Raw genomic sequence first — 13,216 nt, 5'->3', positions numbered from 1 at the left:
TTATTGATCATTCAAGCAATTCTGTTGATTTGAATGTTTCTATAATACATATTCGGCTGGCAATCATCATGCTAAGGACACATATTCACCCAGTCGTTTTAACTAAGCTGTGTAGGTTTGGACCAAGGAGGTTATCGAAATGACAGAGGAAATGAATCAAATCGATGTTCAGGTACCAGAGGTTGGAGATGTAGTGAAAGGGATTGTTTCTAAAGTTGAGGACAAGCATGTCAATGTAGATATCGTCAATGTGAAACAACCTGGGATCATCCCAATCAGTGAATTATCAAGTCTTCACGTTGAAAAAGCATCAGATGTCGTGAAAGATGGCGACGAGTTAGAGCTTAAAGTAACAAAGGTCGAAGACGATGCTTTGATTTTATCGAAACGTGCTGTTGATGCAGACCGCGCTTGGGAAGACCTAGAGAAAAAGTTTGAAACAAAAGAAGTATTTGAAGCAGAAGTAAAAGACGTTGTCAAAGGTGGTCTAGTGGTCGACATTGGTGTTCGCGGATTTATTCCTGCGTCTCTTGTTGAGGCACACTATGTAGAAGACTTCACTGACTACAAAGGAAAAACACTCTCGCTTGTTGTGGTAGAGCTTGACCGCGAAAAAAACCGCGTGATTCTATCGCATCGTGCAGTCGTTGAGCAAGAACAATTAGACAAGAAGCAAGACTTCCTGCAAAAGCTTGCAGTAGGCAGTGTGATTGATGGAAAAGTGCAGCGCCTGACTGACTTTGGTGCATTTGTTGACATTGGCGGCATTGATGGATTAGTTCACATTTCTCAACTATCCCATGCGCATGTCGAAAAGCCATCTGACGTTGTTGAAGAAGGACAGGAAGTAAAAGTCAAAGTTCTTGCTGTTGACCGTGATAACGAACGTATCTCACTATCTATTAAAGAAACATTACCAGGACCTTGGAGCCAAATTGGTGAAAAGGTAAAACAAGGTGATGTTCTTGAAGGAACCGTTCAACGTCTTGTGAGCTTTGGAGCATTTGTTGAAATTCTGCCAGGTGTAGAAGGACTTGTGCATATTTCCCAAATTTCACACAAACATATCGGTACTCCTCAAGAAGTCCTTGAAGAAGGGCAGACTGTGAAAGTGAAAGTGCTTGATGTCAATGAAGATGAAGAGCGCATTTCACTTAGCATTCGTGAATTAGAAGAGAATCCTGAAAAACAAATCGAAGAGGATTACCGTCAATATCAGGCGAAAGAAGAAAATACAAGCGGATTCCAGCTTGGTGACCTGATTGGTGATAAACTCAATAAACTAAAATAATTTGGTGATCAAAATTGACGCGAGCAGAAAGAAAGAAACAGCATATTGAGCATGCTTTGTCGACTGGCCAGCATGCTGCAACAGGTTTACAAGATGTTTCCTTCGTTCACGCCAGTTTACCAGATCTTGCGACATCACAAATTGATACACATACGACAATTGGCGGACTGACTTTCGGTTCGCCAATTTTTATCAATGCAATGACTGGTGGAGGCGGAGAATCGACCTATGAGATTAATCGCTCTTTATCTATCGCAGCGAAGGAAACCAATATTCCAGTAGCAGTCGGATCACAAATGGCTGCATTGAAAGATGCAGACGAACGTCGTACGTATGAAGTGGTTCGAATGGTGAATCCAGATGGACTCGTTTTTGCCAATTTGGGCAGTGAGGCGACAATTCAGCAAGCACGGGATGCCGTTGACATGCTGGAGGCAAACATGCTCCAAATTCACTTAAACGTGATTCAAGAGATCGTCATGCCTGAAGGAGATCGTGATTTCAGAGGTGCTGTTGAGCGGATCGCAGCCATCACTGAATCAATTGAGGTACCTGTTGTCGTCAAAGAAGTTGGATTTGGGATGAGTAAGGAAACAGCAAAGAAATTATTTGATGCTGGAGTTGCTGCTGTTGATGTAGGTGGATTTGGGGGAACGAATTTTTCTAAAATCGAGAACCTGCGCCGTCAAAAAGCACTTCGCTATTTTGACCAGTGGGGAATTCCAACTGCAGCGAGTCTGGCTGAAGTACATACAGCCTTTCCAGATCAAACCGTCCTAGCTTCTGGAGGCATTCAAGATGCACTTGATGTGACAAAATCAATTGCTCTTGGTGCGTCTGCCGCTGGATTAGCCGGCTTTTTCTTAAAATCCCTGACGAGTGGAGGAGAAAAGGGCCTCATTTCTGATATCATTGATCTACAAGATGATGTGAAGATGTTGATGACAGTACTTGGCATGAAAACAATTGAGGAGCTACGGCAAGCTCCAATTGTGCTTACAGGGGAAACAAGTCATTGGCTGAAAGAAAGAGGCGTGGATACTACGTACTATAGTTTAAGAAATAAGAAGACAAAGGACTAAATGAAATTTTAGCCCTTTGTTTTCTTTTCAGTGTGAAAGAAAACTTTTTTGTCTACGAAAGACAGCTGCTTTTTGCGGAGCGAATTTGACATTCATGAGCACCAATGCGCAGGACTGACATTGAATGCGCAGGACTGACATTGAATGCGCAGGACTGACATTGAATGCGAGGGTTTGTTTGCACGCTGAGACATGTGGTGATCACATGTCTTTTTTTATTGATTTCTTTTGCGAGCGTCTTCCGGGCCTTCTAAAGTTGTTGCCCCTTTGTGATGAATGGATTGATCGCGGTCAGATTCAACTCTTCTTGACGCCTTTAGGCGTTTTTCCTGTCTATCCTTACCCATTATACATCCCTCCTCAACTATTAGGGTGTCACCTCTTGTTTATTTCATGCAAATCCCGCACCTTCTCATACGTTTAAAAACTGGAGATTTTCCCATAATGTAATTGAGGTGATGAGGGTTGGAGGCATTGTACTATTATTGGTCAATATGGTTCGTTTGGATTATGGTGACATTTATCATGGAGAAAAGCACGTGGCGCAATGTGCTAGGCGTATGTGTTCTCATTCATATTATATGCAGTCATGTCATGGTTTCTATTTTAGACATTAGGATCAATGCAGGATTTTTGATGACCTTTTTATATGCTTGCATGTCATTCGTAATCTTTCGGCCTGCTCATCGAATCATGCGATTCATGCAATTAGGTTCCATGGTCAGTGCGTATGCCTTTTTTATGATTTTTGCATTATATGATCCAGTTTGGTTCACGATAATAAAGGTGGACTGGGTTGTATTTGCCTTGCTGATCTTGATGTGTTTAACATATGGGCATCAGTTAACGGAACGGATCACTTTATGGATGATGGCTATATGTCTGGGGGAAGCCCTTTATGCGCTTACGATTCATCGCCTCACATCTTCCATTGTCATAGGAGATCTCTCGTTTCTTTCCATGGCTGTTCAAGGAGCTGTTTTTCTATTAGGTGTAGGTCAGCTTGAAAAACTCTTGAACACCCGTTCATCTAGAAAACCAGTAAAAGGGGCTGCAAAATCAACATGACGGATTACACGTTTCCTGTGATTATTGGTGTCATCTTTGGGATGGCGGCTAGGCTTTATATGCTAAGAACTGATTATCGGCAATATCCCACATATATTCATGGACAAGTGATTCACATTGCGCTTGGTTTTATCGCATCAGGGCTTGGTGCTATTATTATGCCTGCACTGATCCAGGAAGAATTCACTGCTATTACCTTTCTGACGCTTGCAGCCACGCAATTTCGTGATGTGCGTAATATGGAAAGAAATACATTGACCCAAATGGATTCGTATGAGCTTGTCTCACGAGGCAGTACATATATCGAAGGCATTGCGATTGCCTTTGAAAGTCGAAATTATATTGCCATTCTTACTGCCCTTATTACAACGACCGCCTGTATTTTCTTCTCACTCGTCGTTGGGACAGTGGTCGGTATTCTTTGTTTTTTCATGGCAAAACTATTAATGTCAGGGAGCCAATTAAAGGATATCGTGAATATTCAAAAAGGGGAACTTCGCTTTGACGGCGCAGGACTTTACGTAAATGATATTTACATTATGAATATCGGGCTGCCTGAAAAGCAAAAATTGATTTTAGAGCACGGAATGGGGTTCATCTTGACTCCAAAGAATTTTAACTCGGCCACAACCATCGCAAACCTTGGGCAGCGGCAAGCCATCTTATTTGATTTATCCAACGTGCTTGGTGTATACCGAGATTCTGGTGAACCATCGCTTTGTCCGCTCGCAAAACGTGATCTGAATAATGGCACACTTGGCGTATTCATTTTACCGCAATGGCAGCGTGAAGATTTGGCTGTCCGTGTATTAGAAGAGGTGCCTATTTTAGAAAATGCCATTAGAATGCCGACAGATTTCATTAAAAAGAAAGTGAGGTAATAGGGCATGGCGAACACCATTGAACAATTTATATTGGCTGTGGCGACAACAAATAAAGAGCGGGTCATTGGCGGAACAGCCGTTTTTTTCTGTGAAAATAAAGAAGAGCTCGACATGTATGCCATGAATTTAGAGGCCATTTTAGATGGAATTGCACACGGCATTGGAGAAGATCTTTATTTGATTGTCAAACATTTTTAAGTTATTCATTGTGGTCTGATTAAAAATTGATATAATATATAAGTTGAACCCTTCATGTTTGAAGGGTTTATTTCATAAAACTGAATGAAAATTATAAATCCCGGTTGAAACATGATGATGAACATATTGAATCGCGGCTGGATTGAAAGGAAGGGTACTATGGGTAAACCTGTCGTAGCCATTGTTGGAAGGCCCAACGTTGGAAAATCTACAATTTTTAATCGAATCGCAGGCGAAAGAATATCGATTGTAGAAGACACACCTGGTGTAACAAGAGATCGAATCTATAGCTCTGCTGAATGGTTAAATTATGACTTTAATTTAATAGATACTGGTGGAATTGATATTGGAGATGAGCCGTTTTTGGCGCAAATTCGCCATCAGGCTGAAATCGCAATGGATGAAGCGGATGTTATTATCTTTATGGTCAATGGAAGAGATGGCGTCACATCTGCGGATGAAGAAGTCGCAAAAATTTTATATCGCACGAAAAAACCTGTCGTACTTGCTGTCAATAAATTGGACAACCCTGAAATGAGAAGCGACGTGTATGACTTTTATGCACTTGGATTTGGTGAACCGTATCCGATTTCTGGAACGCACGGACTCGGTCTAGGTGATCTGCTTGATGCTGTCGCAGAGCATTTCAAAAACTTACCAGATACACAGTATGATGAAGAAGTGGTACAGTTCTGCTTAATCGGCCGCCCAAATGTAGGGAAATCCTCTTTGGTGAATGCGATGCTCGGTGAAGAACGTGTCATTGTCAGCAACATCGCTGGTACGACAAGAGATGCTGTAGATACAATGTTTACGTACAACCAACGTGACTTTGTCATTGTCGACACAGCAGGTATGAGAAAAAAAGGGAAAGTTTATGAAACAACAGAGAAATACAGTGTACTCCGTGCGTTGAAAGCCATTGATCGATCGGATGTTGTCGCTGTTGTTCTTGATGGTGAAGAAGGCATTATTGAACAGGATAAACGTATTGCCGGCTACGCACACGAAGCGGGTAAAGCCGTTGTGATCATTGTGAACAAGTGGGATGCTGTTGAAAAAGACGAGCGTACAATGAAGGAATTTGAGCAAAACATTCGTGAGCATTTTCAATTCCTTGATTATGCACCTGTCTTATTCATGTCTGCTCTTACGAAAAAGAGAATTCACACGTTAATGCCAACAATTATTACCGCTAGTGAAAATCATGCGATGCGCGTTCAAACGAACATTCTAAACGATATTATCATGGATGCTGTAGCGATGAACCCAACGCCGACCCATAACGGACAGCGTCTGAAAATTTACTATGCAACACAAGTGGCGATCAAACCGCCGTCCTTTGTTGTGTTTGTAAATGATCCAGAACTTATGCACTTTTCTTATGAGCGTTTCCTAGAAAACCGAATTCGAGATGCATTTGGTTTTGAAGGAACACCAATTAAAATATTTGCGAGAGCGAGAAAATAAAAAGGGTGAGCAGGATGAAGAAAATTTCAGTACTTGGAGCAGGGAGCTGGGGAACAGCTCTTGCGCTTGTATTAGCTGATAATCATCATGATGTACACATGTGGGGACATAGACAAGAATTAATTGATCAAATCAATGAGAAACATGAAAATCATGATTACTTGCCTAATGTTGCATTGCCAGCATCTATTCAAGCGACAACAGATATGAAACAGGCACTAGAAGGGACAGATGCGATTATTGTCGCTGTGCCAACAAAGGCCATTCGAGAAGTATTGAAACAGGCAAATGAGTTCATTACGTCAAAGGTGCCATTTGTTCATGTCAGTAAAGGAATTGAACCAGATACGCTTCTTAGAATTTCTCAAATGATTGAACAAGAAGTCCCAGAAGCAAAAAGAGAAGCAGTTGTTGTCCTGTCAGGACCAAGTCACGCTGAAGAAGTTGGCTTGCGTCATCCGACAACTGTTACAGTTTCATCAGAACATATTGAAGCGGCTCAATTTGTTCAAGATTTGTTTATGAACAACAACTTCAGAGTGTACACAAACCCTGATGTGATTGGGGTGGAAATTGGCGGGGCGCTGAAAAACATCATCGCTCTTGCGGCAGGGATCACAGACGGACTCGGATATGGCGATAATGCGAAAGCAGCGCTCATCACAAGGGGTCTTGCTGAAATCGCCCGCCTCGGCACAAAAATGGGAGGAAACCCTCTTACGTTTGCCGGGTTAACAGGTGTTGGAGATTTGATTGTCACATGTACAAGTGTTCATTCACGTAACTGGCGCTGCGGGAATTTACTCGGTAAAGGATATAAGCTCGAAGAAGTGCTTGAAAAAATGGGGATGGTTGTCGAAGGCGTCCGCACAACAAAAGGCGCTTATCAGCTCTCCAAAGAATACAAGGTCAGCATGCCGATTACAGAGGCTCTTTACGGCGTCCTATTTGAAGGGAAAAAGGTAGACGATGCTGTAGAATCCTTAATGGCACGTGTGAAAACACATGAGATGGAAGACCTTGTGAACATGTTCGAAAACCAAACAAAGTAATTGGAAGACTGAACTTAGGCGTGTAGAGGATGCAAGAAGGGGCAGACTTGCATAACATAACAATGAAGTTTGAATAGAGCTTTGCCTCTACAGAATGAGGAAAAATAGTCGACCTAATGACTGAAGCAGAGTCCCCCTCTTTGCTTCAGTTTTTTTATGCACTTTTTTCTGAATGATTGGAAAAATGATTGATATTTGACTTAATTTTGGTTTAGAATGAAATATAAACGCTTACAATTCGTTTGTATTAAAGGGGGACAGGCACGATGAGTTTTGCTTTAATCAAGATGTGGTTTGCGCTTGGTTCAATGGGGCTCATGTTTTTAGCCGTTGTAACCATTTATCTGAGTAGATTTAAGCTGAAGAGCCGGTTTCTGAAAATAACAGCCTCAACTGTCGCGTACAGCTTAATGCTCATATCAGGTGTCATTGTGTTTTTAGTTGTATTTAGCGGGCCGGTCAATGAATAAAGAAAAAGGAAGAATGTGATGATCAAAGCAAAAATCAGTGTCATGCTGTTAACACTTATTTTACTTACGGGGTGCCTCTATCCAGAGAATCGCAAAGCTGAAAACCGCGTGCCATATAAAGAGCAGCTGCAAAGTGTGCAGACCGCAATTGAAGATTTTCAAAAAGCGACAAATGGCCTTTTACCGATTGAAACAAAAGAAGGCGACACACCTATTTATCAGAAGTATGTCATTGACTTTAAGCGTCTGTCACCAAGATATTTACACGATGTACCGTCGACATCTTTTGAAGGCGGGGGCGAATATATCTATGTCCTCACAGACGTCGAACAAAATCCAACGGTGAAACTGCTTGATGTCAAAATGACACAAACGATCAGTGAATTACGTCTAAGGATTAAAATATATCAAGATGAACATACATATCCGCCATATGGCAAAGTAGTATCCAAAGATTTATATACGTTAAATGAAAAAAAACTAGGGTTAAAAGCACCGCCTACAGTGACGAGCCCTGTCACGGGTGAATCACTTCCATTACTGATTTCCTCAAATGGCGAAATCTATGTTGACTATCGCAGTGATTTTGCCCAGATTTTGAAAAATACGAAACAAAAGCTGAAACCAGGTGAAAATATTCAAGATGTCTATTGGCAGGAAACCCCGTTTGTACCAGCGTTTTCTGTTCCATATACGATCAACAAAAAAGGTGAGCCGGCTTTTTTAGAAAAAAAGACGTCATAAACAAGAATGAACCTTTCTCCTCTGCATATAAATGAGGAGAAAGGTTTTTTTATGGCTAAACATACTCTCAAAACAAAAAAGGTGTCATATTCAAATAGGACAACGTCATACACATATATTGTCCTGACACCTTTCAAGCACCGTTTGATTGAAGTATAGAGTATTTTATTTGAAAACGAGGATAGCAAGTCCGGGAGGGGATCACTTGGAAAAAGTCGATATTTTCAAGGATATCGCTGAACGAACAGGAGGCGATATATATTTAGGAGTCGTTGGAGCTGTTCGTACAGGGAAATCTACGTTTATTAAAAAGTTTATGGAGCTCGTGGTGCTCCCGAATATCAATAATGAGGCAGACCGTGCAAGAGCACAGGATGAATTGCCGCAAAGCGCAGCAGGAAAAACCATTATGACCACAGAACCAAAATTTGTGCCAAATCAAGCGGCATCCATTCACGTGAGCGACGGCCTGGATGTCAACATTAGGCTTGTCGATTGTGTAGGCTACACCGTGCCTGGTGCACGCGGGTATGAAGATGAAAATGGTCCGAGAATGATTAATACGCCGTGGTATGAAGAGCCAATCCCGTTTCATGAAGCAGCGGAAATTGGTACACGCAAGGTCATTCAAGAGCATTCAACCATTGGTGTTGTGATTACAACAGATGGATCAATTGGGGAAATCCCAAGACATGACTATATTGAATCAGAAGAACGTGTCATTGACGAACTCAAAGAAGTTGGAAAGCCGTTTATTATGGTGATCAACTCTGTGAGACCTTATCACCCTGAAACAGAAGCACTGCGGCAGGAACTTAGTCAAAAATATGATATTCCTGTACTCGCGATGAGTGTCGAAAGTATGAGAGAACAAGACGTTCTCAGTGTACTTCGTGAAGCATTATATGAATTCCCAGTGCTTGAGGTGAATGTGAACCTGCCAAGCTGGGTCATGGTACTAAAAGAAGATCATTGGCTAAGAGAGAGTTATCAGGATTCAGTGAAAGAAACCGTCAAGGATATTAAGAGATTAAGAGATGTTGACCGAGTGGTAGGTCAGTTCAGTGAATTCGATTTTATCGAAAGAGCGGGCTTAGCAGGCATTGAAATGGGTCAAGGGATCGCAGAAATTGATCTGTATGCGCCGGATGATCTATATGATCATATCCTAAAAGAAGTGGTTGGTGTGGAAATTAGGGGCAAAGATCACCTTCTTGAGCTCATGCAAGATTTTGCACATGCGAAAACGGAGTATGATCAAGTGTCTGACGCTTTAAAAATGGTGAAGCAGACTGGTTATGGAATTGCGGCACCAGCTTTGTCAGATATGAGTTTAGATGAGCCGGAAATCATTAGGCAAGGATCAAGATTCGGCGTCAGATTAAAAGCAGTCGCGCCATCTATTCATATGATTAAGGTAGATGTAGAAAGTGAGTTTGCGCCGATTATCGGAACAGAAAAACAAAGTGAAGAGCTCGTCCGATACTTAATGCAAGACTTTGAAGATGATCCGCTTTCGATCTGGAATTCCGATATATTTGGACGCTCACTCAGCTCGCTTGTCAGAGAAGGCATTCAAGCAAAACTCTCGCTGATGCCGGAAAATGCAAGGTATAAACTAAAGGAAACGCTTGAACGAATTATTAACGAAGGATCAGGCGGTCTGATCGCGATTATTCTATAGGATGTGAGACCTCTCATTGATGGGGGTCTTTTTTTGCGTGCGGGTGAAGTCATAAAAAGACAATTGTATAAAGATTAGTCAGATTCAGGCTGAAATTAGGAATATTCGTTCGCAAAAGTGCCCTTAATCCTTGACGAATAAGGATTCTTCCCTTTAAAATGCTTGATATGGTATTTCATATGTGTTAATCTACTTACAGAAAATCTTCACTTTGTTGGACAAACATTCCTTCAAAGAGAAGTTTTCTAATGAAAAGCCATGTATGACGCTTTCTAGACGCTCTTTTTTTCAAAAAAAGTGTATAGAAAGAAGATGAATTGTGAAGAAATGATAACAATCTATTGAATGCATATTTTTGGGAGGAGGTGAAAGGCATGAACAAGACAGAACTTATTAACGCGGTTGCTGAAGCAAGCGAGTTATCTAAAAAAGACGCGACAAAAGCAGTTGATTCTGTTTTTGATACAATTTTAGATGCACTTAAAAATGGTGACAAAATCCAACTTATTGGTTTTGGTAACTTTGAAGTACGTGAGCGTTCAGCTCGTAAAGGACGTAACCCACAAACTGGTGCAGAGATCGAAATCCCTGCAAGCAAAGTACCTGCTTTCAAACCAGGTAAAGCACTTAAAGACGCGGTGGCAGGTAAATAATCGTTATGTGTAATGATCCTATTGAAGGAGTTATACATATACAGTTTCACACTGGTCTAGAAAAGCCCCTTTGATAAGGGGCTTTTCCTTTTGAATCAAATGGTTTGTTTAGAACGCTCTCCTTTGCTTTTAGGATCTGAAGTGTGCTAGAATCTGAATGAAATGTAATCGCCTTTGGAGGATATAATACATGAGTGAAATAAATAAAGAATTAATCGAACACGCTGTACGCGATATATTAAAAGCGATTGGAGAAGATCCAGATCGTGAAGGACTTCTTGATACCCCAAAACGAGTAGCAAAAATGTATGAAGAAGTGTTCTCGGGATTAAATGAAGATCCAAAAGAACATTTTAAAACCATTTTTGGTGAAGATCACGAAGAACTCGTTCTTGTCAAAGATATTGCTTTTCATTCAATGTGTGAACACCATCTTGTGCCATTCTATGGCAAAGCCCATGTCGCTTATATTCCGCGCGGCGGAAAAGTAACGGGACTCAGCAAGCTGGCAAGAGCAGTAGAAGCCGTGGCAAAGCGCCCGCAGCTTCAGGAGCGCATTACATCAACGATTGCAGATAGTATGGTGGAAACTTTAAATCCACATGGTGTGATGATTGTCGTTGAAGCAGAGCATATGTGTATGACGATGCGCGGAGTGAAGAAGCCCGGCGCTAAAACAGTCACTTCAGCCGTACGCGGTACATTTGCAAATGATGCGGCAGCAAGAGCAGAAGTGCTTTCCTTTATTAAAAACGACTAATCCATAGATGGAAGGTGAACAGATTGAGTGAAAATAAAGCATCTGATTTTGTGGTGATTAAAGCCATTGATAATGGTGTCAATGTGATCGGCTTAACTAGAGGTTCCGATACAAGATTTCACCATTCCGAAAAGCTCGATAAAGGTGAAGTCATTATCGCACAATTTACTGAGCACACATCAGCCATCAAAGTGCGGGGCGATGCTGTTATTCAAACAAGCTTCGGTGAAATTCAAAGCGAAGCAAAGAAATAACGCTCGACTATGCACTTGATAGCATGAAAGTCAGGCCTGATATGATATAATAAATCTCTATACAATGTAGAGAGCTACATATGAAACTGTAATTTTTGGGACAAGGGTGATATCTTTGCAAGACATCTACGGAATTTTATCTAATCTGAATATAAAATTAAACAAAAAGCTTTCTCATCCTTACTTGGCGAAGCATTTGCGTGCGCCGCTCATCGATGAAGATAAGCTCCTTCTTTTTCATGCAATGTTTGATGAAGCTCAAATCGATGCTGAGAAAAAAGAAAATTATATTTTAACGGCGATGCTTGTGCAAATTGCCCTTGATACCCATGACGAAGTCACAACTGCTGCAGCCATCAAACAAGACGAGTTCAAAAATCGTCAGTTGACCATCCTAGCAGGAGACTATTTCAGCGGTCTCTATTACTCTCTTCTCTCTGACATGAAAGACATTTACATGATCCGCACTCTCGCCACGGCGATCAAAGAGATTAATGAACATAAAATTAGACTATATGATCGATCCATTCAAGATGCAGCCCACTTTTATAAAAGTGTTGCTACAGTGGAATCTGCGCTATTCCAAAGAATTTCTGAGCACTTTCAATTGACGCATTGGAATGAAATTGCAAGTCACTTCCTTGTTTATAAACGTTTTATGAAACAAGCAGAAGACGACAAACATTTAAAACTTTTTTTGAACGATAGCTATACGGACGCCTATACATGTTTTGACAACTTTGAGAATGAAGGCTATGAAAAGGCCAAACGATCAATCAAGGAGCATCTTGTTTCATCTCCGATCGTTCAAAAAGAGCTATTAAATCGCTTGGATCATATGAAAAATGAACCTGCGTACCATCAGAAAGTGGAAGAAGGGTAAGTCATGCAGCAATCAAAAGAACAGCGAGTACACGGTGTATTTGAAAAAATTTATAAAAACTATGACCAAATGAACTCTGTCATTAGCTTTAAACAGCATAAAAAATGGCGCGATAAAACAATGAAGCTCATGAATGTTCAAAAAGGAGCCAAAGCACTAGATGTATGCTGTGGAACTGCCGATTGGACGATTGCGCTTGCAGACGCTGTTGGAGAAACTGGCGAGGTCAAAGGTCTTGACTTCAGTAAAAATATGCTGAGTGTTGGCGAAACGAAGGTGAAAACAGGCGGCTACAATCAAATTGAGCTGCTCCACGGCAACGCAATGGAGCTTCCTTTTGAGGACAACTCATTTGATTATGTCACAATCGGTTTTGGACTTCGAAATGTCCCTGATTACTTAACAGTGCTAAAGGAAATGACACGAGTGGTAAAACCCGGTGGAATGGTTGTCTGCCTTGAAACATCACAGCCTGAGATGATTGGGTTTAAACAAGGGTATTATGTCTATTTCAAATACATCATGCCGCTCTTTGGCAAGCTGTTTGCCAAAAGCTATCAGGAGTATTCATGGCTTCAAGAATCAGCCAAAACATTCCCTGGCATGAAAGAACTGGCGTCTCTTTTTGAAGAGGCTGGTCTGTCTGATGTCTCGTATCATCCATTTACAGGCGGTGTAGCAGCAACACATATCGGAAAGAAGCTTTGAATAAACGATATTTGG

Annotated in this window: 16 protein-coding genes; 15 read left to right on the top strand and 1 reads right to left on the bottom strand. The window is 41.2% G+C overall.

All coding sequences use genetic code 11. The features are described 5' to 3' along the window. Nucleotides 1–139: 139 nt before the first annotated feature. Entirely contained in the window at nt 140–1,291 is a 1,152-nt protein-coding gene (rpsA, locus tag FXF70_RS05975) for a 30S ribosomal protein S1 (protein ID WP_008344519.1), read from the top strand. A gap of 14 nt (nt 1,292–1,305) precedes the next feature. Next, nucleotides 1,306–2,373 (top strand): type 2 isopentenyl-diphosphate Delta-isomerase, encoded by a 1,068-nt coding sequence (fni, locus tag FXF70_RS05970; RefSeq protein WP_035391645.1) that lies wholly within the window; start codon nt 1,306–1,308, stop codon nt 2,371–2,373. A gap of 215 nt (nt 2,374–2,588) precedes the next feature. Here the strand turns inward: fni and FXF70_RS05965 are convergent, their stop codons facing one another. Beyond that, on the bottom strand, nt 2,589–2,720 hold the full coding sequence (locus FXF70_RS05965; RefSeq protein WP_008344525.1) for a YpzI family protein: 132 nt from the start codon (nt 2,718–2,720) through the stop codon (nt 2,589–2,591). Nucleotides 2,721–2,838: 118 nt separating this feature from the next. Here FXF70_RS05965 and FXF70_RS05960 point away from each other — a divergent pair, with 118 nt between their 5' ends. From FXF70_RS05960 to FXF70_RS05900, 13 genes are all read left to right on the top strand, one after another. Continuing rightward, the gene (locus tag FXF70_RS05960) at nt 2,839–3,441 is read left to right on the top strand and encodes a YphA family membrane protein (protein ID WP_430623132.1); all 603 of its coding nucleotides are present in this window, start codon (nt 2,839–2,841) and stop codon (nt 3,439–3,441) included. After that, the gene (locus tag FXF70_RS05955) at nt 3,438–4,322 is read left to right on the top strand and encodes a YIEGIA family protein (protein WP_007500964.1); all 885 of its coding nucleotides are present in this window, start codon (nt 3,438–3,440) and stop codon (nt 4,320–4,322) included. Before FXF70_RS05960 ends, FXF70_RS05955 begins: the two co-directional genes overlap by 4 nt. A gap of 6 nt (nt 4,323–4,328) precedes the next feature. Then, nucleotides 4,329–4,523: a capping complex subunit for YIEGIA gene (locus FXF70_RS05950; RefSeq protein WP_008344527.1), complete on the top strand. Its 195-nt coding sequence runs from the start codon at nt 4,329–4,331 to the stop codon at nt 4,521–4,523. A 159-nt stretch (nt 4,524–4,682) separates the two neighbouring features. Beyond that, a complete protein-coding gene (der, locus tag FXF70_RS05945; protein WP_008344528.1) occupies nt 4,683–5,993 on the top strand; it encodes a ribosome biogenesis GTPase Der in 1,311 nt (436 codons plus the stop codon). A gap of 14 nt (nt 5,994–6,007) precedes the next feature. Then, nucleotides 6,008–7,045: an NAD(P)H-dependent glycerol-3-phosphate dehydrogenase gene (locus tag FXF70_RS05940; RefSeq protein WP_008344529.1), complete on the top strand. Its 1,038-nt coding sequence runs from the start codon at nt 6,008–6,010 to the stop codon at nt 7,043–7,045. Nucleotides 7,046–7,311: 266 nt separating this feature from the next. Continuing rightward, nucleotides 7,312–7,515: a DUF2768 domain-containing protein gene (locus FXF70_RS05935; RefSeq protein ID WP_017367508.1), complete on the top strand. Its 204-nt coding sequence runs from the start codon at nt 7,312–7,314 to the stop codon at nt 7,513–7,515. A gap of 18 nt (nt 7,516–7,533) precedes the next feature. Then, nucleotides 7,534–8,259: a hypothetical protein gene (locus FXF70_RS05930; RefSeq protein ID WP_007500961.1), complete on the top strand. Its 726-nt coding sequence runs from the start codon at nt 7,534–7,536 to the stop codon at nt 8,257–8,259. Nucleotides 8,260–8,464: 205 nt separating this feature from the next. Further along, nucleotides 8,465–9,943, top strand: a complete 1,479-nt coding sequence (gene spoIVA, locus FXF70_RS05925; protein WP_008344534.1) for a stage IV sporulation protein A — start codon at nt 8,465–8,467, stop codon at nt 9,941–9,943. A gap of 374 nt (nt 9,944–10,317) precedes the next feature. Continuing rightward, a complete protein-coding gene (gene hbs / locus FXF70_RS05920) occupies nt 10,318–10,596 on the top strand; it encodes a non-specific DNA-binding protein Hbs (RefSeq protein WP_003215863.1) in 279 nt (92 codons plus the stop codon). 190 nt (nt 10,597–10,786) lie between these two features. After that, complete coding sequence (folE, locus tag FXF70_RS05915; RefSeq protein ID WP_003215789.1) at nt 10,787–11,356, top strand: GTP cyclohydrolase I FolE; 570 nt, start codon at nt 10,787–10,789, stop codon at nt 11,354–11,356. A 23-nt stretch (nt 11,357–11,379) separates the two neighbouring features. Continuing rightward, complete coding sequence (gene mtrB, locus FXF70_RS05910) at nt 11,380–11,610, top strand: trp RNA-binding attenuation protein MtrB (protein ID WP_008344541.1); 231 nt, start codon at nt 11,380–11,382, stop codon at nt 11,608–11,610. Nucleotides 11,611–11,725: 115 nt separating this feature from the next. Next, nucleotides 11,726–12,493, top strand: a complete 768-nt coding sequence (locus tag FXF70_RS05905) for a heptaprenyl diphosphate synthase component 1 (RefSeq protein WP_008344543.1) — start codon at nt 11,726–11,728, stop codon at nt 12,491–12,493. A gap of 3 nt (nt 12,494–12,496) precedes the next feature. After that, nucleotides 12,497–13,201 (top strand): demethylmenaquinone methyltransferase, encoded by a 705-nt coding sequence (locus FXF70_RS05900; RefSeq protein WP_007500957.1) that lies wholly within the window; start codon nt 12,497–12,499, stop codon nt 13,199–13,201. Nucleotides 13,202–13,216 lie beyond the last annotated feature (15 nt).

Source organism: Bacillus sp. Y3 (assembly GCF_008123875.1).
GTDB classification, from domain to species: Bacteria; Bacillota; Bacilli; order Bacillales; family Bacillaceae; genus Bacillus; species Bacillus altitudinis.
The sequence above is the reverse complement of the archived record's forward strand: the minus strand, read 5'-3'. Positions and strand labels throughout refer to the sequence as shown.